19 protein-coding genes are annotated in these 18,460 nt (G+C 48.6%); 6 read left to right on the top strand and 13 right to left on the bottom strand.

Annotated elements, in window-relative coordinates; translation table 11 throughout:
• Nucleotides 1–5 precede the first annotated feature (5 nt).
• Nucleotides 6–1,328, bottom strand: a complete 1,323-nt coding sequence (locus ACJJIQ_RS02395) for an efflux RND transporter periplasmic adaptor subunit (RefSeq protein WP_445363582.1) — start codon at nt 1,326–1,328, stop codon at nt 6–8.
• Between the two features lie 69 nt (nt 1,329–1,397).
• Here ACJJIQ_RS02395 and ACJJIQ_RS02390 point away from each other — a divergent pair, with 69 nt between their 5' ends.
• The gene (locus ACJJIQ_RS02390; protein ID WP_413664813.1) at nt 1,398–1,937 is read left to right on the top strand and encodes an NUDIX hydrolase; all 540 of its coding nucleotides are present in this window, start codon (nt 1,398–1,400) and stop codon (nt 1,935–1,937) included.
• A 48-nt stretch (nt 1,938–1,985) separates the two neighbouring features.
• Nucleotides 1,986–2,525, top strand: coding sequence for a DUF4124 domain-containing protein (locus ACJJIQ_RS02385; protein ID WP_445363581.1), 540 nt, complete (start codon nt 1,986–1,988; stop codon nt 2,523–2,525).
• On the opposite strand, the gene ACJJIQ_RS02380 is transcribed toward ACJJIQ_RS02385, so the two are convergent.
• The 5 genes from ACJJIQ_RS02380 to nhaA all read right to left on the bottom strand — a co-directional run bounded on the left by ACJJIQ_RS02380 (nt 2,522) and on the right by nhaA (nt 7,180).
• The gene (locus ACJJIQ_RS02380) at nt 2,522–2,869 is read right to left on the bottom strand and encodes a YqfO family protein (RefSeq protein ID WP_445363580.1); all 348 of its coding nucleotides are present in this window, start codon (nt 2,867–2,869) and stop codon (nt 2,522–2,524) included. The genes ACJJIQ_RS02385 and ACJJIQ_RS02380 overlap by 4 nt on opposite strands.
• Before the next feature lie 72 nt (nt 2,870–2,941).
• Nucleotides 2,942–3,796 carry a thioredoxin gene (gene trxA, locus ACJJIQ_RS02375; RefSeq protein ID WP_445363579.1) on the bottom strand — a complete coding sequence of 285 codons (855 nt, stop codon included), beginning with the start codon at nt 3,794–3,796 and terminating at the stop codon, nt 2,942–2,944.
• Between the two features lie 45 nt (nt 3,797–3,841).
• Nucleotides 3,842–4,222: an MmcQ/YjbR family DNA-binding protein gene (locus tag ACJJIQ_RS02370; protein ID WP_282931699.1), complete on the bottom strand. Its 381-nt coding sequence runs from the start codon at nt 4,220–4,222 to the stop codon at nt 3,842–3,844.
• A gap of 2 nt (nt 4,223–4,224) precedes the next feature.
• Nucleotides 4,225–5,601, bottom strand: a complete 1,377-nt coding sequence (locus tag ACJJIQ_RS02365) for a hypothetical protein (protein WP_445363578.1) — start codon at nt 5,599–5,601, stop codon at nt 4,225–4,227.
• Between the two features lie 103 nt (nt 5,602–5,704).
• Nucleotides 5,705–7,180 (bottom strand): Na+/H+ antiporter NhaA, encoded by a 1,476-nt coding sequence (gene nhaA / locus ACJJIQ_RS02360; protein WP_444906066.1) that lies wholly within the window; start codon nt 7,178–7,180, stop codon nt 5,705–5,707.
• A 126-nt stretch (nt 7,181–7,306) separates the two neighbouring features.
• Between nhaA and ACJJIQ_RS02355 the strand changes: the two genes are divergently transcribed.
• Nucleotides 7,307–8,068, top strand: coding sequence for a TlyA family RNA methyltransferase (locus tag ACJJIQ_RS02355; RefSeq protein WP_445363577.1), 762 nt, complete (start codon nt 7,307–7,309; stop codon nt 8,066–8,068).
• 149 nt (nt 8,069–8,217) lie between these two features.
• Here ACJJIQ_RS02355 and ACJJIQ_RS02350 read toward each other — a convergent pair whose 3' ends face one another.
• A complete protein-coding gene (locus ACJJIQ_RS02350; protein ID WP_445363576.1) occupies nt 8,218–9,120 on the bottom strand; it encodes a LysR family transcriptional regulator in 903 nt (300 codons plus the stop codon).
• Between the two features lie 136 nt (nt 9,121–9,256).
• Between ACJJIQ_RS02350 and ACJJIQ_RS02345 the strand changes: the two genes are divergently transcribed.
• Entirely contained in the window at nt 9,257–9,946 is a 690-nt protein-coding gene (locus tag ACJJIQ_RS02345; protein WP_444916392.1) for a pirin family protein, read from the top strand.
• 469 nt (nt 9,947–10,415) lie between these two features.
• Nucleotides 10,416–10,919, top strand: a complete 504-nt coding sequence (locus ACJJIQ_RS02340) for a thermonuclease family protein (protein ID WP_444916391.1) — start codon at nt 10,416–10,418, stop codon at nt 10,917–10,919.
• Nucleotides 10,920–11,032: 113 nt separating this feature from the next.
• On the opposite strand, the gene ACJJIQ_RS02335 is transcribed toward ACJJIQ_RS02340, so the two are convergent.
• From ACJJIQ_RS02335 to ACJJIQ_RS02315, 5 genes are all read right to left on the bottom strand, one after another.
• Nucleotides 11,033–12,220, bottom strand: coding sequence for an alpha/beta hydrolase-fold protein (locus ACJJIQ_RS02335; RefSeq protein WP_444916390.1), 1,188 nt, complete (start codon nt 12,218–12,220; stop codon nt 11,033–11,035).
• A gap of 204 nt (nt 12,221–12,424) precedes the next feature.
• On the bottom strand, nt 12,425–13,165 hold the full coding sequence (locus ACJJIQ_RS02330) for an NUDIX domain-containing protein (protein WP_444916389.1): 741 nt from the start codon (nt 13,163–13,165) through the stop codon (nt 12,425–12,427).
• A 120-nt stretch (nt 13,166–13,285) separates the two neighbouring features.
• Nucleotides 13,286–13,681, bottom strand: coding sequence for a GNAT family N-acetyltransferase (locus tag ACJJIQ_RS02325; RefSeq protein ID WP_444916388.1), 396 nt, complete (start codon nt 13,679–13,681; stop codon nt 13,286–13,288).
• Nucleotides 13,682–13,756: 75 nt separating this feature from the next.
• A complete protein-coding gene (locus ACJJIQ_RS02320) occupies nt 13,757–14,230 on the bottom strand; it encodes an OsmC family protein (RefSeq protein WP_444894651.1) in 474 nt (157 codons plus the stop codon).
• 155 nt (nt 14,231–14,385) lie between these two features.
• Nucleotides 14,386–14,730 carry a 4a-hydroxytetrahydrobiopterin dehydratase gene (locus tag ACJJIQ_RS02315; RefSeq protein ID WP_108732232.1) on the bottom strand — a complete coding sequence of 115 codons (345 nt, stop codon included), beginning with the start codon at nt 14,728–14,730 and terminating at the stop codon, nt 14,386–14,388.
• Nucleotides 14,731–14,938: 208 nt separating this feature from the next.
• On the opposite strand from ACJJIQ_RS02315, the gene ACJJIQ_RS02310 reads away from it, so the two are divergent.
• Complete coding sequence (locus ACJJIQ_RS02310; protein WP_444916387.1) at nt 14,939–16,762, top strand: DUF885 domain-containing protein; 1,824 nt, start codon at nt 14,939–14,941, stop codon at nt 16,760–16,762.
• Nucleotides 16,763–16,804: 42 nt separating this feature from the next.
• On the opposite strand, the gene ACJJIQ_RS02305 is transcribed toward ACJJIQ_RS02310, so the two are convergent.
• Complete coding sequence (locus ACJJIQ_RS02305) at nt 16,805–18,313, bottom strand: fumarate hydratase (RefSeq protein WP_282931690.1); 1,509 nt, start codon at nt 18,311–18,313, stop codon at nt 16,805–16,807.
• Nucleotides 18,314–18,460: the final 147 nt, after the last annotated feature.

Below are 18,460 nucleotides of genomic sequence, written 5' to 3'. Positions count from 1 at the left end.
GACAGCTATTTGTAGTCATCGTCATGCCCCTCAGATTCAGGGCTTGCTGGTGCCGCTTCCCCATCAGTTACCGGTAGCTCTCTCTCCCCTTGACTGTCAGTAGAGCCAGATTTCGCCGCAGAACTACTACTTTGCACGGCGGGAGGGGCTGGTGGCGCTTCAACATCGTAGGGGTTTCTAGGGGTGTTTTGCGGCGTCACCGGCTTTCCTGCGACAACCCTCTGCAAACCATTAACGATTACAGATTCACCGGCGACAAGCCCGCGATCTACAGCCCACAACTCCCCTTCCCTCTGCCCCAGGGTCAGGTAGCGCTTCTCCGCAATATTATCTTTGCCCAAAACAAAGACATAACGGCCCTGCATATCCTCCATGACCGCTGACTGGGGTACCAACGGCCTCAGCGCGTCATTGCCGGTGTAGACGCTTATGGAAACTCGGGCAAACTGGCCCTGCACTAATAGTTGGCCTGGATTGGGAAACAGGGAGCGCACCGCTACCGATCCGGTATTGGGATCGATCTGATTATCGATAAATACGATTTTGCCCTTATGGGGGTAGTAATTGCCGTCGGGTAACTCAATGCGAACATCCAGGCGAGTGGGATTTAAACCCTCTCGCTGTCGCCTCTGGGAATCCACCTGCACCGCATAAAGTTGCTCTTCTGGCACTTCAAAGAGCACATAAATGGGATCCATTTTTACGATAGTGGCCAGGGGATCGGTGCTTGGCCCTACCAGGGAACCCACTGGAAATTCTGTACGCCCGATTCTTCCAGTGAGTGGCGCGTAAACTTTGGTATAAGAAAGGTCCAGCTCAGCGCTTTGCACTTTGGCGCGATTGGCATCGACTTGGGATTCCGCTTCCTCAAAATTACCTTCAAGCTCATCCATCTGTACCTGGCTGATAGCCCCAGTGGCCACCAAACGGCGGCCACGGTGGAAGTTCCGCTCAGCAACTCTCAGGGAGGCTTGGGATTGTTCCAGAGTAGCGCGCTGATTCGCCAGTTCGGCAATAAAAGGGCGCGGGTCAATTTCAAACAGTAACTGCCCTTTCTGGACGGTTTCCCCCTCGGTAAAATTGCGGCTCTGGATATACCCTTGTACTCGTGGGCGGACTTGATACTCATCAGTTGCCTCTACCCGCCCGACAAATTCAAAGCGGGGGATAACAGGCTCTTCCCTAACAACCAGTACTTCTACTGGCGGGGGAGGTGGCGCCTTTTCCTCTTCGCCTTTACCGCCACAGGCGCAAAGGGCAAGGAGCACTAGTCCGAGCAGAAAAAAATGCGCCATCGCAGGGTAGATACCGCCTTTATACTTCAACATCACTAACAACTATAGGCGTCAACCGGTCCGGAAGCTGGCGCTCAAATCTCGCATGGGTATACTGACGCCATGAAATTTTGCAGCCAATGCGGCAGTAACGCCGTAACACTTTCCATTCCCAAGGGCGATGACCGCCCCCGCCACATCTGTGGCAGTTGCGGCGCCATTTACTACATCAACCCCCGTGTTATTGTCGGAGTTGTCCCTTACGTTGGCGACAAGGTGATGCTGTGCAAGCGCGCCATACAGCCGCGCCTGGGGCTCTGGACTCTGCCTGCCGGGTTTATGGAGAGTGGCGAAACTAGCGAAGAGGGCGCTTTACGGGAGTCCTGGGAGGAAGCCCGGGCCAGTATCCGCGTGGACGAACTCTACTCCGTCTACGATATTCCCCATATCAATCAGGTCTACATGATGTACCGGGGTGAATTGACCGATATGAATTTCGGACCCGGGCCTGAATCGCTCGAAGTTGAGCTATTTCGCGAAGACGAAATTCCCTGGAGGGAGATTGCATTTCCCATTATGCACCGCACTTTGGAGCACTATTTCGAAGATACCCGTATCGGGCAATACCAGTTACACCGCGGTGTCATCAATCGAAAGCTGTAAACCACTTTACTTAGTTAGTTAATGACCCTGCATTAAAAGGATGTTTGCATGAAATACTTTCCAATGCTCGGTGCCTTGTTACTGGTAGGCATTGTCCTGCCTATGATTTTACCGGGCCCAGATGGCAAACCCATCATGTCACCCTCCGACTGGCTGCCGCAAAAACCGGATATTTCAGCGATTCGCGAAACCGGTGAGCGAGCTATGCAAAGTGTGCGCGAAACCACCCAGGAATCAGTGTCAAAAATTGAAGAGTTGGCAACTTCCAGCGGGCTCGTATCTCAAGGGGATTCTGACAAGCAAACATCTGAGGTTTTTACCTGGAAAGATAAAGATGGGAACTGGCACTTCTCAGACACCGTGCCGGAGGGGTTGGATTCACACGTGCGTATTCACCGCGTCAAGCCTCTAAATACAGTCACTGCCAATGACCCTATTGAGTTGAGATCCGACTCGATCGTTGAAGACAGTAGCCCCGCCAAAAATAAACTGCCGACCCATCACACCAGCGTTTCAAAATTACTGGAAGATGCGAAAGCGATCGAGCAAAAAAGCCACGAACGACAAAAGGTACTCGATAGCCTTTAAGAGACCCCTGCTTTATTTAAGCCGGCACTACTGCAGCGATCATCCAATCGCCAGAGGTCAAACGCCGGTTCTTCATAGGGGTGGGCTGCTCGCAATGCATCGAGAGCAGCATCCACCAGCTCATTGGCACAGACCATCTCCACGCGGTATTCCATCACAGTCTCGACCTGGCCCGACTGACCAATAAATGGCTGACTCCCATCCAGCGGCCTGAACTGCCCCTCTCCCAGAACTTGCCAACAACAACTATCGTAGTCGCCAATACGTCCTGCACCCACGGAAAATAGCGCTTGCTTTACCGCTTCCAAGTGAGACTCGGGAATATAAACACAAAGTTTATACATAAATAATCGTCCTTCTCTTCCCCAAAAAACAAAGAGGCCTCTTGGGCCCCTTTGTTTACCGGCAGAGTATTTTTAAAACATCATAGTCATTAACTTGCGCTGGAACTGAGTGGCAACAGGGTCGCCAGCACCCAAACTTTTTACAATATCCAGGAACGTCTGCTTGGCAGCACCATCGGCAAAGCCCATGTCTTTACGCAAAATATCCAGCAATAATTGCAGTGCTTCTTCATGGCGGTTGGCTTGGCTGTACTGCACGGCCAATTGATAAGCAGAATCGCTATCCGCAGGGTTTTCTTCCAGCGCCTTTTGCAGAGCCTGAATTTCTGGAGTTTCCGCTGCCTGTTGCTTCAGCTCCAATTGAGCCATCAGCTGCTGGTATTCCGCATCCTGATCTGCCAGCAGAATTTTACTGAGCACAGCCTCTGCTTCCTGGGCACGGTTTTGGTCGAGCAGGATAGCAGCCAGTTGTTTGGCGATATCAGTGCGTTCAGACGATTCCGTATAAGCCTGGCGCAACAGAGGCAGGGCTTCCGCCACTTTATCTTCACCGATTAACGCCTGTGCCTGCTGCAACTTTATGTCCCAGGGTTTTGGCAGATACTTATCCAGCATCTCACGAATCTGTGTCTCTGGCTGCACACCGGCAAAGCCATCTACCGGCTGGCCATCTTTTAAAACCATTACCGTGGGCAAGCTCCGTACACCCAGCTGACCCGCCAGCATTTGCTCAGTATCTGCATTGACCTTGGCCAATAAAAACTGACCGCTATACTCATTGGCCAGTTTTTCCAACACTGGCATCAACTGCTTGCACGGCTCACACCAATCGGCCCAAAAGTCCACCACTACCGGGCGCTTCATGGACTCTTCAATCAGAATTTGCTGGGCGTTCTCTGCCGTTACATCGACAATAAATTCGTTCACATCCTCTCCTAGACTAAATCTGGGTATTTCTATTCTCAGGGGCCTCTAACGGTAGAGCAGCTCCGCTCCATAGGCCAGTTCCAGGGACTCCCGCTCAAGCTTGCGAAGCCCCTTAACCACCAGGCCATATGAGCGATCTACCATTCGCTCAATCTCATAATCGGGCACTGTGCCATCCAACAACACCGTATTCCAGTGTTTCTTGTTCATATGGTAACCCGGGATAACACCGGAAAAGATGTCCCTTAAGGCCTGGGCTTCATCGGGATCGCACTTGAGATTACTGGCGTCCACCCCGCGGTAACAGCTTAAGGTAGCAAACATACGTCCCTTAATCTTAAATACCGCTACATCCGGGCCAAAAGGAAAATCCTCGATAGCTTCCGGTCGCGATAGTAAATACTCTCTCAAAGTGCCTTTCTGCATGATTACCAATCCAGGGATGACGGCAGGCGCGGCGAGGATAACAAACGGGTAAAGCGCTGCCAGCGCTCTTCATTATTTTGACTGCCCCGCTCTACATAATCAGCAACCAGTGTCTTACCCCAATTGTAATTAATTACGTAGGCACCGTAGGCATCTACAAAATCCTTCCGCTGTGCCGCCTTGGCGGGGCTCATCAAGGTATATTTCTCAAACAACGCAGGTACCTGCGCGCCCTCAATTTCCCCGTCGATATACTGGCGGGCAATCTCATTGCCGGCAAAGCCCAACTTATCTACCAGGGCCATTACCAGCTCATACTTTTCCGCCGTTTTCGGATCCAGGCCAGCTAGGGGGTAAAGAACTTCCATTTCAAAACGGGTTTTCTCTTCACCGGGGAAAGTCAGCTCAATCCCGTAATTTGCACTTCCCTCGGCAATCAGTGACTGTGGACTGAAAAGCGGGTAAACGCTGTACTCTGCCCAACCCCGTTCCTTGACCAGAGTTTGCTCCAACAGCGCGTTATAGGTGTGATGCCCCGGATACCCCTCGTGACAGCCCAGGTCAATAGCCCTATCTATCGTAATTGGCAGGCCATTGTTCACCTGTATAAGACTGTGCGAACGCCCCTTATACCAGTTGTAGCCACTCCAGGGTTTGTCGCTGACATACTCCAGAACAAAACTCTCATCCGCTGGGAGAGAAACATACTGCTTAGTGCGCGCACGGCATTCTTTAATGGCGGCATCAAATACGGCCTGAAGGCGATCGGCAGGAATTTCATGAGCTTTGCGGAAGCTGGCTACCCTCTCACTCAAGGGCTGCTCACCTGGGAGTAATGCTTCCAACTCCTCTAGCATGGGGTCAAAACTTTCCAAATCCTGCTGTGGGGGCTCGGTGTCGTAGAGGGTTCGAGCTTCATTGGCGAAGCTTCTCGGGCTCTCTCCTGCCAGACTACGAGCATGGAACACCAGGGCCCGCAACTGTGTCTTCAGATAATGCATACGCAGGTTTTCGATAGAACCATCGCCGTCGATTACCGCTGGCAGCTCTGCCAGTAAAGACTCACCGCGCCGGGCGACATCTGCAGCGCTCGCCTTACTCTTGGTGGCAGTTTCACGCAATTCAGCCGGACCGTAATAGGCATCGACATAGCTATCGTCATGATTTCCCAGTTCAAGTACTAGAAGGACATAAGCCTGGGCCAGACTATCCATCGCACTATCTCCACTATCGGATTTGGGGTTGGTTGTAGTCGATTGATTATCAACCCCGACTTCAAAATCGGCTTTTTTATTAGCTGTAGTTTGGCCATCACAAGCCCCAAGCAGTAGGGAAATAGCCAGCACTGGTAGCCCCTGTGCCAGTGTTCTCAAATGCATAATTCTTATTTCTCTCACGTACATTAACAATGGGAACTGGAGACTAATGGAATCAGGCCCCTCCAGGACCGAGACGCAGTGACATCAGGAACGCTAAAACAACTTAACCCTGGCGACTGGGCTGCTGTTCTACGTCTTCCCCTTCCCCAAGGCTATCGCTGCCACCTTCATCCAGGGGCTCCCCCTCCCCATGAACTTCAAACTCATCGGCCACCGGAGCTTTGCGCAAAACCAGGAACCCCGCCACCCCAGCAATTACTGATGCCAGTAGGATACCCGCTTTAGCTTGGATCAACAGCTCATATTCAGAGCTAAAGGCCAGCTCGGCAATGAAGATCGACATAGTGAAGCCAATCCCGCCAAGGAGTGCAACACCGACAATATGTTGGAAATTGGCGGACTTAGGCAACTTGCCCCAGCCAAGCTTCCAGCCAATCCAGGTGGCGCCAACGATACCTACCAGCTTGCCCACAACCAAGCCGGAAATGACCCCAAGGGTGACAGGGTTTATCACTGCCGAAGAACTGGTAAAACTACTAAAGGGAATACCGGCGTTAGCCAATGCAAAAATAGGGATTATTACGAAGCCCACCGGTGTGTGCAGGCGGGTTTCCATGCGCTGTAGCGGTGATTGCGCCAGGTTGACACCATTTCCCAGCGCCATCACTCGGGCGCGCAACGCATCGTTAGCAATAATCTTATCGCCTGGCCGGAAACAGCGGTCAAAGCTGCGAATAATATCCTTAACAAAGGTACTAAAGGCCACCGGGTCATATTTGGGTTTGGCCGGCAGTGCCATTGCCGTAATCACCCCCGCAATAGTCGCATGTACCCCCGCCAGGTAGAACTCATACCAGAGCAGCACACCGACAAATACATAGGCCGGAGAACTGCGAACCCCCGCCGCTTTTAGCAGCCACATAATCACTACCAGGCAACCCGCCGCAATCAGCGCGGTGATATTCACCTGTTCGGTATACCAGATTGCAATCACTAAAATTGCGCCCAAATCATCCACAATGGCTAACGCAACCAGGAAAGTAACCACCGCACGAGGCACCCGATTCCCCAAAAGGGCAATACAGCCGACAGCAAATGCTATATCCGTGGCCATGGGAATGCCCCAGCCGCGTTCTGCACCACTATCCGCATTAAAAGAAGCGTAAATAAGTGCCGGCACCACCATTCCGCCAATTGCCGCCATCACCGGAAGTACAGCCTGGCGAAGGTCGGACAGCTCTCCCACCATAAATTCGCGCTTTAATTCCAATCCCACCAGAAAGAAAAAGATCGCCATCAAGCCATCGTTGATCCAGTGGTGTAAGGAGAGAGAGAATTCCCAGTTTCCCGCGCTGAGGCTGATGGGCATGTGCAACAGGTGCTTGTAAGCCTCCTGCAAAGGGGAGTTGGCAATAACCAACGCCGCCAGAGCAGATAGCATCAACAAAATACCACTGCTGCTTTGGCGATGGATAAATTCTTCAAAGGGAGTAACCAAGCGCCCAAAGGCGCCCTCAAGTGGCGCCTCAAAGACCTTTCCCTTGCGAATTTTGAACTTATCCAGAACGCTTTTTGCCATCAGCTAACCTCCTCCTTACTAAAGATTAGTCCCACAATTTGCGGAGCCGCACTTCTACCTGCTGGAGCCAGAGGTTAGCATGGGCCCTGAATTCTCAATTATGTAACCAGGATTGCACCGCGAAACATGACCCGATTGGATCAACTGCTTGTACAGAGAGAGCTGGCAAACTCCCGCACCCATGCAAAGAAACTGATTGATGCCGGAAGGGTCATGGTATCCGATGGCGGTACCCTCCAGCCCGCGCGCAAGGCCGGGCAGAGCATTCCGGAAGATTGCGCCCTTGAAGTCACCCCCCTACCGGAAGACCAGTATGTTTCCCGAGCGGGCCTGAAATTGGCCGCCATCCTCGACCAGACAGGACTAAACCCCTCTGGGTGGCACGCACTGGATGTTGGCTGTTCTACTGGCGGTTTTAGCGACTGCCTACTTCAACGGGGAGCAGCATCAGTTGTCGGTGTTGATGTTGGGCGAGATCAGTTGGCGCAGAAGTTACTGGATGACCCCCGTATGCACCTATTTGAAGGGGTAAATGCACGCCACCTGGAAGCCTCCCAAATCTCCCCCCACGGAGACGCAGGTTTTGATGCCATCGTTATGGATGTCTCTTTTATTTCCCAAGTACTCATTCTGCCGCAGTTACCGGCCTTGCTTAAACCTTCGGGACAACTCTTAAGTCTGGTTAAACCGCAATTTGAAGTGGGCCCGGAGGGGATTGGCAAGGGTGGTCTGGTGCGTGATGCCAAATACTACCCGGAGGTGCACGAGCGCATCACTGCCTTATGCGAAGATTTGGGACTTGAGGTGAAAGAGTATATTGACAGTCCAATAAAGGGCGGCGATGGCAACCGGGAGTTTTTACTTTGGGCCACTCGGCATCCACGCTAACCTGAATTTCTTCAGTTGAATTAAACCTTACAGAAAAAACCTTTGCTAAAGTTTCGATAGCCCTAACGGATAAGGGCTATCTACCGAGTTAATTTTAAAATACATATTTAGTTAGCTTGATTTGCACTTGAAAAGGTTTTTTAACGCGTTCAGCCCAGTCGATTTATACACACCAGCTGAACAAAGGCCAAAAAAGAGCTCACCTTTGGCAATTTTTGTCGATGTTGTGGGTAGAGCGCATACAGCTCCACCGGTGGCATCTCCCACTCAGGAAATACTGGCACCAATAAATCCGCAGCTACTTCTTGTTGGCACATATAGTCGGGTAGAATTGCGATTCCACAACCATCAACCAGCATCTGCTTTAGCATCAAGAAGTCATCGACTCTCACTCTCGGCTCGATCATTATCTCTCGAACATCAGTGCCATTCGTTAAATTCAACCTGCCGCCATACTGTGCACTGCTCATAATTAGAAACTCGCAATCGGCCAAAGATTCTAACTCGGCATTCAGATTCTGCCGCTCTATGTAATTTGGGCTAGTGTATAAACGGCGCCTAATTTTCCCTAATTTCTTGGCTATCAACCGAGAATCAACCAACTCTCCCACGCGGATAACCAGATCGTAGCCCTCCTCAATCAAATCCACTCTTTTGTTAGATAGAGTTAACTCCAATTCAATATCAGGATGGGCCTGTAGAAACTCACCCAGCACATCTTTCAATATCGCATGGCCTACACCAACAGAGACGCCCACCCGTAACTTACCGCACGCCTTGCTCACTAAACTGCCGACTTTGCTTTCTGCTAGATCGACTTCATGCTGTATTCGTCGGCAGTGTTGCAAGTAGGTACTGCCGGCTTCAGTCAAGCTTTGTGTGCGGGTGGTTCGCTCTAGCAAAGTGACTCCCAGAGCATGTTCCAGCCTGGCAATTTTTCGGCTGAGATTTGCCTTAGGCAAATTAAGCCGTTCCGCAGCTGAGGTAAAACTACCTGCATCCACTACTGCCATAAAAAGCAGCATGTCGTTCAAATCAACGTTACGGCCCATCCTATGAAACCTGCAAAGCTCTATTGTTGTTAAAAATGGAATAATGATTACAAAAAATAACTATATATCAAACAAAAAGGGATATCTAGAATGACTCCATCGACTACAGCAACAGACAAACCACCCGGAGAAAAAAATGGAAATTTTAGCTCGAGACACACTAGAGTTAGGCGGCTTCGCAGGTATTACTGAACATCGACTGGTGACTGATAGCCGCGTATTTGGTGCTCGCAAAAAAGCAGAGGCTTTTGAAGGACTGGGCAATATGGTGTATTTGGCTGATGCGCGCTATTTACCCCAGGGCTCATCGGGTATGCATCCGCACAGTGAAATCGATGTTATCTCTATCATTGTCGAGGGTCGGGTCAGCCATGAGGGATCTTTAGAACACGGCAAGGATTTAGCCGCAGGTGAAGTTCAGGTACAACGTGCAGGGGGAGAGGGTTTCTCTCACAATGAAATTAATCCAGACAAACAGCAAAACAGAATGCTGCAAGTCTGGGCGCTGCCAGAGAAAGCTGGCCAGCCTGCGGGGTATAAAACCTACAAACCGGCATTAGATGGCACCACTCGTATTTATGGAGGTATTGACGAGAAAGGCAGTACTTTTGATAGCAGCACTTTAATGGACATTGCACACTTAAAAACAGATGAACAATTATCTTTAAATGAAACTCATTTAATCTATGTGATTAGTGGAAATGCAAAAGTAACCTCAGAACACATCACAGAGCAGGTGAAGGAGGGCGACTTAATCCGAGGGGACAACTTAACTCTCACCAGTACAGCGGCGCTGCACTTGCTTCTTGTGAGCCATAACAATTAGATCCTCAGTTACAAAAACATCATTCAGAACTATATGGCCGACCAAGCAACAACTCTACCATTAGCTAGAATGTGAGCTACATCCATTTTGATGAAGGCGCCCAAATCAAAACCAAGCCTCCACAAAACCCTTTTGAAAGGAACTAAACCTAGACCTAAAAACAGTAAACTTAATTTAATGAAAGCATCTCACATCAACACCCAGTAGCTCTTGAGATTAAGAGCTACTGAATCCAAAAAAAATCAAATAAATAGACCCACAATAAGACACATCTACCCACCCCTATTTTCGATTCAATAAAGCTAAATATAGCCTTTAGCAGGCTGCAAGGATATACCTCCCTATTTTCAACAGCCTGACCTCACCATACATTTAATAAAAATCCATTTTTTATCTCGCTATTTCTACACAGCACCGTAACAACCCCCACCTATGCTACGCCATGCAATTTTTATCTAGGAAAATCATAATGAAAAAACTACTTATCATGACGACCCTATCCACTTCGATTCAGGCTGCTCAGCTAACAAACTATCAAGTTATTGATGGCGATACAGTTCACGGTTACGTCGACAATGAGTATATAAAAATACGCTTGAATTGCATTGATGCCCCTGAGACCAACCCCAGCAACCAATCGTACGGCCCCGAAGCCACTCAAATCCTAAGCGACCTATTGTCATTTGGTTCAGTTGATTTTGAATCTACAGGGAAAGACATCTATGGTCGGGAAACTGGGTACCTGTATGTGAATGGGTACAATATCAATCAAGAAATGGTAATACAGGGAGCTGCCTGGAATTATGAATACTATTGTGGCAGCGAGTTTGAACTCGAGCAGGAATTTGCTTACTACTACGGCCTTGGGTTGTGGTCGAACACTGATGCTATAGACCCCTACTGTTTTCGCAAGAACTTGGACTACGATTACTGCTACTACAATCCAGAGAACAACTTAATTTTAGATAACTAGATCAAACGCAATAGAAATCAGAAAAATACAGCATAAAATAACTTGGCGATCTGACTTTAGGGCAACGGCAGCACTTCAGATCACCAGGTTAAGCATAACTACTGAAAATAAATCTAATCGACCTCAAGTTGAGCCATTCTATTTCTTGCTGTTTCATTATCAGGATTTATTAACAATGACTTTCTATAGCAATCTATAGCAAGCTCTTCCTCCCCCTTTACCATATAAGCTTCAGCCAAACTATCCCAGGTCTTATATGAACCTGGATAAAACTGTGTATTCAATTCGAAAAATTCTATTGCCTTATCAACATCTATGCCAAACTGATCATTATAGAGACGATCATAGCCAAAGAAACGAATAACATCTTCCCTCAACATAAACGTCCCTCCGAGCTTTCTTGAGAACTGTTCGAAGTGATTTTTAACATTCACTGCGGTGCGAAATCTAGCTTGATCATCGATCATATAACCATCAAAAATTGATCGAAGCCCTCTATAAAAGCTAATAACGGGCATGGTATGATGATTTTCTTCTGCCCCATAGGTTACTGAATCTACGTACAACCCTTTTTTGGGCTCCTCATTTAGCAGCCTAATAAATTCTGCAACATAGTTTTCTTCAGGATATACACCTTCTACTCTCTCTGAAGTAGCGATAAACAGCCTGCGCTTTTCAGTTGATTTACTTTGTAGGAATTCAGAATACCGCTTTAACATAATTTGCTCATCCCACCACATACTTGGATCAATAGCGATATACGCATTAAAATCTTCAGGCGATGAATATAAGCTATGAATAACAGGTAGACCTGTAAATGAGTAACCTGCAAGAATTTGATACCCAGATGTCGGATATTCCGCGTTTATCTCTGGGATAAGCTCCTCTCTTAAGAACTCAAGGAATTGATCAGCGCCCCCTGTATTGGAAAGCGCCTGATTTTTACGCCCGCCATATTCAATTAGCGATCTAGTAGGTGAGCTATCTCTAACACGTTCTTGGCTTACGATACCTACGACAATCATTTCAGGAATTACTGGAGTGGCATCAGAACTCAGCTGCCGAACCATACCCGTGAAGACATGAAAGAAACTATTAAAATCTGCATCAAGTAAATAAAGAACCGGATAATTTTTATATCCACCTTCTTTAAAGGATGTGGGAAGAGAAATCCAATACTCCCTTCTCTCTTCGAGAGTTTGCGAGACAATAACCTTGCGCTCACCAATAGTTAACTCATTGGATTGAGCAGTCAAACTCCAAACTGCGGCAATTAAAATTGCTATAAATTTGCCTTTCATAGGAACACTCCATCTTTCCACCAGCTAACCATTTAACCCACTAATAATTTAATAATCATAAGAGAAAGAAAAGCATACACCGCATTCTGGGCTCAATGAGAATGAAAAATTCACGATGTGTTTAGAATGCAGCTTAGTCTTTCCCTCTGCCCAAAAAGTAAGTAGTTAAACTGCGATATATACTCAACTAATCATTTGGATCTTTTAGGCATTAGTCCAAAATATTTCCTGTTTTGCGAAGGGATCCTTGTAAGAGTCTTGGCTGACCTGGGTTAAACCAAGCCTCTGCAAGGACATTTCAGCAACATGTCTATTAAATGCTGAGATATGCCCTCCATTTAAGTAGTGGTCAATATCCACCCAGGAAGCATGCTTAATTTCTTCCGTATCTGTTATTGAAATATCCCGATTTAAGGCACTCAATTCACATACGAAGTAGATATCCGTGTAGCCTAAATTTGTAGGAAATCGGGTGGCAAATCCGAGTACTGAGGAAAACTCGCAGGACACACCGGTCTCCTCATAAACCTCACGAATCACCGCATCGGCTATCTTTTCACCCAGGTCAACGGTTCCTCCAGGCAGCTTCGGGCTCGATGCTGCACTGTGGCCCTGGACACAGAGCAGTTGCCCATCAAGATGTACGAATCCCCCAACTCCCACCGTATGGGTTGGGTAGAAGGGAACATATGCATCTTCCTGAAGCTTAAGAACCAGCCTTGTAGCAGAATCCCGACAGCTATGAAATGTAAAACCATGCTTTAGGCATATCGGGATAAACCGGGTAAGTGCATCTCGGAGATCTATCCATATCAACTTTCGTCTGTTAACTCTGGATACTTCTATAATGGCTACCAGTTCAACCAAGAACTGATTTTCCGTACCAGAAAAATTCTCGAGATCCAAAGTAACGCAATTAAAGGAATCAACTGTATGATGAAACACAAGCAACCTATTCAACACCTAAATGATTTCAATACCATAAACGATATAGCCAACACTGAATCAATCATTCGTTCATTGATGTAAAGCCAACTTCGAATCCAAAATAATAGCTCTGTGCCATTATTTGATAAGATACATCCCTTCAGTATCTGGACGGCTCAATTCAAATCCAAATTTTCTATAAAGCTCGGGAACATCTGCCATCAACGTAATATATGCTGAAGGAAGGGCTTCTCGATCCAGGTAAGCCATAATGTGCTCCATGATCTGACGCCCCAGGCCAACACCTTGGAATTTGGGATCGACAGCAACATCCACTATCTCAAAATTAAGTGCGCCATCCCCCACTACCCGCCCCATAGCGACAGTTTCAGATTGTCTTTTTATATGGATACCATACAAACTATTTGGAAGGCCTTTTTCCGCTGCTTCACGGCTTCTGGGGGTTAAGCCAGTTATCTCTCGCAGCTTGAGGAAATCCTCAGTAGGAGCTACTTTCTCAATAACTGTGTACATATCTTGCCGGAAAAAATAAATAAATGAATAGTGCCGCCAAGTCTACCTAGCACCTAGCGACAACCAAACTGCTATTTAAACTGGAGCTTCCTGGATCTCTGTCACCACTTCAGCTTTCACGGAGTTCGCAATAAAACACTGTTTGTGGGAAAGGTGGTGTATTTTTTCTAACTGCTCGCGACTGGGTTGTTTTTCACCGGAGAAGCGCACTGAAGGACGCAGGGTAACTTTAGTCATAGCAATTCGGCCATCCTTATCGGCCCCCATAATTCCTATAGCTTCATCGCAATATTCATCAACCACAAATCCTCGCTTGGCTGCAATCGATAGAAAAAACAACATGTGGCAGCTGGACAGAGCCGCTACAAAAGCTTCTTCTGGATCAACGTTTTCAACTACTGAATAGGGAATGGGTACAACATGGGGGGAAGAGGAGGCTGGGATAGATGCCCCACCATCAAATTGCCAGGTGTGGGCTCGACTGTATTGATTATCGGTGAAAATCTGCTCGTCGCGTTTCCAGGTCACCGTTGATGTATACTCTGACAAGACTTATCTCCCTTTAGACGACACCCCTAGTCTTGGGGGAAAAGGGGCTAAATTGGGATGCTCACCAGCCCTAAGATTACCAAGAACCGGTGAGTGCTATTTCAAATGGTCCATCGCCTCCCGAAGCCGGATATAGGCGCCACAAGAAATACTAGTTAAGCGGCATCCACCTGCTCATCGGTGCGAGCAGCCATGATAAAGTCATTTTTGTGCAGGCCCTTAGCCTCGTGACTCCACCAGGTAACCGTAACCTTACCCCATTCAGTCAGCAGTGCGGGGTGATGCCCCACCTCTTCAGCAATCGCGCCGACACGGTTGGTAAACGCCAGAGCCTGCTTGAAGTTACGAAACTTAAACACGCGTTCCAGCTGCATAATTCCGTCACGGGTCATCGGCGTCCAGTCAGGGATCTGCCGCAGCAGTCCTGGCAGTTCGTCATCACTCACCAGCGGCGCATCGGCACGACAGGCTTCACATTGTTGTTGAGCTAGTTCGGTCATGAATCGGTCCTCAAAACCTTGTTTATTATCGGCTCAATTGGGCCGGCCTCACTCTACCCGCCCCCCCTTAACGAAACAAGTACAGGGCTCAAAAACGCATTTTATCCGGTTTTACCATCACAAAATGGAACCGCATGCTAAAAATATTGGACGATCTATAGCCACCGCAGCCTTGGGTCGACATCGGCAGATTAACGTGAGGATTGTCATGAAAGCACACCTCAGTCTCTTATTACTTCTAGTATCTCTAGGAGCCTGTGAGCGCCAGCAAGTGGATAGAGAGCGCCTTCCTCCACCAGAGAAGGTTATCCTGGAGGAAATGCGCTCCGAGACAAACCTGGCATTCGAGCAGCTCTGTCAGCAATTTATACACGGCCTATGGAATCTATTCCCATCCTGGGCGCTCAGTGAAGGCTACTATGAAGTAGCCAAAGAGCTTCAGGTGCCCGATAAGAGTTATCGTGAATTTGTATTGGATTTTGCTCAAATCTATGAACGCAAATTTGCAGCCTTGGATAAAAGCCAGCTCAATATCAATTCACGCAGTAATCTCGCTCTTATAGAAAATTTTCTGCAGCGACTGCAATGGCAATATACCAGCTTTAAGTCATACCAATGGGACCCATCCATCTATAATGTTTCCCATTCTTTTGCCCTGATCCTAAACACCGACTATGCGCCACTTCTAAAGCGCCTACATACCGTTAGCACTCGTATGCTGCAAGTGCCCGAGTACTATCAGGCCGCTAAGGCAGCTATCTATCGTCCGGCAGCGCCACAGCTTGAATTAGCAATTCAACAGAGTACAGGCTCACTGGAAGTCTTTGGTGAAGAGCTGGAAAAAACGGTTAAAGAAAGTCAGATGCCTGCGGACGCAAAGGAGATTTTCTTACGGCGAATGCAGGATTCTCGCTTAGCGATACAAAGCTATATCCACTTCCTACAAAACCTGCAAAAGAAATTGACTAAATCCGGAAAATTCCGTGATTTTCGTATCGGTGAAAAACTCTACGAAGAAAAATTCCAGTTTGATATCAATATTGGAATGAGCGCTGCTGAACTATACCAGCGCGCCATCATAGAGAAGCAGGTAACCCACGATAAAATGACCAAGCTTGCCGATCAACTCTGGCCAAAATACTTTCCTTCTGATTCCCCACCCAACGAGCCACTGGCAAAAATTGAAAAGCTGCTGAACAAGCTTTCCCAATATCATGCCACCAAAGAAACTTTCAAGAAAAAAGTAGAGCAACAGATCCCGGAGCTGGCAGAGTTTGTGACCGAAAAAAACCTGTTAAGCCTGGACAAGGAAAAGCCACTGGTAGTTCGAACAACTCCAGCCTATATGCAAGGCTTTGCTGTAGCTTCCATTAATGCGCCTGGCCCCTACCATAAAAGTGCAAATACCTATTATAACGTGATGCCCATAGAGACCTACTCCGATCAACGGGCGGAGAGCTTACTGCGAGAATACAACGACTATATCCTGCAGATACTCAATATCCATGAAGCGATCCCCGGGCACTACACTCAACTGGTCTACGCCAATCAGTCACCCAGTATCCTGAAAACTATTCTCGGCAATACTGCCATGATCGAAGGCTGGGCCGTCTATGCGGAACGCATGATGCTGGATGCGGGTTACGGTAATTTTTCCCCCGAGCTGTGGCTGATGTACTACAAGTGGAACTTGCGCACTATCACTAATACCATTTTGGATTATGAGGTACAGGTAAAGGGTATCAGCCAAGCAGAGGCGATGAAGTTAATGGTCAGGGATGCCTTTCAACAACAGGCTGAAGCAGAGGGTAAATGGCGCAGGGCGACCTTAAGCCAAGTGCAGCTCACCAGCTATTTTGCTGGCTTTACAGATATTTTGGCCCTGCGCGAAGAAATCAAAAAGAAAATGGGCAACAACTTTAGTCTCAAGGGGTTCCACGAGATGTTCCTGAGCTATGGCAGTGCACCTATACCAATTATTCGCGAACTGATGCTGGCGGACTTAGCTGAGCAAGGCAATAAATTCCAATAAAAAAGGCCCCTGTTGGGGCCTTTTCTTTAAATGGCGGAAGCGTTACACCTCACCTTCGGCAATCTTGGCTTTCCAGATCAGCGGGCCAGTAGTGTGTACTGACTCACCCTGACTGTCGACAGCCACAGTTACCGGCATATCTTCTACTTCGAACTCGTAAATCGCTTCCATTCCCAGCTCGGGGAAGGCGATAACTTCGGAGCCTTTAATCGCCTGGGCAACCAGATAAGCAGCGCCACCGACGGCCATAAGGTATACCGCTTTATTATCGCGGATCGCCTCAATTGCCATTGGGCCGCGCTCCGCCTTACCGATCATCCCCGCCAAGCCAGTTTCTTCCAGCATAGTGCGAGTGAATTTATCCATACGGGTAGCGGTGGTTGGACCAGCGGGACCAACAACCTCATCGCGCACCGGATCTACCGGGCCTACGTAGTAGATAAAGCGGCCGGTGAGATCCACAGGCAACTTCTCGCCTTTAGCGAGGATATCTACCATTTTCTTGTGCGCCGCATCGCGACCAGTCAGCATCTTACCGTTCAGCAGCAGGGTCTCACCGGGCTGCCAGTTTTGGATATCTTCTGCGGTAATGGTATCCAGGTTTACCCGACGGGTATTGCTGCCCGCTTCGCGGGTAATTTCCGGCCAGTCTTCCAGCTTAGGCGGAGTCTGGCGAGCAGGCCCGGAGCCATCCAGGGTAAAGTGCGTGTGACGGGTAGCTGCGCAGTTGGGGATGATCGCCACAGCCTTGTTGGCAGCGTGGGTAGGATAATCCTTGATCTTCACATCCAACACAGTGGTCAGTCCGCCCAGGCCCTGGGCACCGATGCCCAGTTTATTGACGGAATCATAGAGTTCCAGACGCAGCTCTTCAGCGCGGTTAGAGGCTCCGCGCTCTTGCAGCTCCTGAATGTCGATGGGGTCGAGCAGGGATTCTTTGGCCAACAGCATCGCTTTCTCAGCGGTACCGCCAATACCAATACCCAGCATGCCGGGAGGACACCAGCCGGCACCCATCTGCGGAACCATCTTCAGCACCCAGTCAACCACCGAGTCAGATGGGTTCAGCATGGCAAACTTGGTTTTGGCTTCGCTGCCGCCGCCTTTAGCTGCCACATAAACTTCTACGGTATCACCGGGAACGATTTCATAGTGAATCACCGCCGGAGTATTGTCTCCGGTATTCTTACGAGCACCATCTGGATCTTCCAGAATAGAGGCACGCAGCACGTTGCTGGCATTTTGATAGGCCCGGCGAACACCTTCGTTAACCATATCGGTAACGCTCATATCCGCTTCCCAACGCACATTCATGCCCACTTTCAACTTCACGGTGACAATGCCGGTATCCTGACAGATTGGGCGGTGGCCCTCGGCACACATGCGTGAGTTGATCAGGATCTGGGCCATGGCGTCCTTGGCCGCCGGGTTGACCTCTTTCTCATAAGCCTTGTTCAGGGCCTGAATGAAGTCCTGTGGGTGGTAGTAAGAAATAAATTGCAGCGCATCGGCCACGCTGCCGATCAGATCATCCTGGCGGATAGTGGTCATTGCCAACTCCGATTAACGTCTCGAGGCCGGCGATTCTACACGAAATGTAGGGTTATTGACCCAGATATTCTTAGAAATCCCATTCACCTAAAGGGAAAACGGAATAAAAAAGGCGGACATCAGGTCCGCCTTTTTTTACTCAACCGG

It is taken from the genome of Microbulbifer maximicatervae (SeqCode), assembly GCF_052468295.1.
The sequence above is the reverse complement of the archived record's forward strand: the minus strand, read 5'-3'. Positions and strand labels throughout refer to the sequence as shown.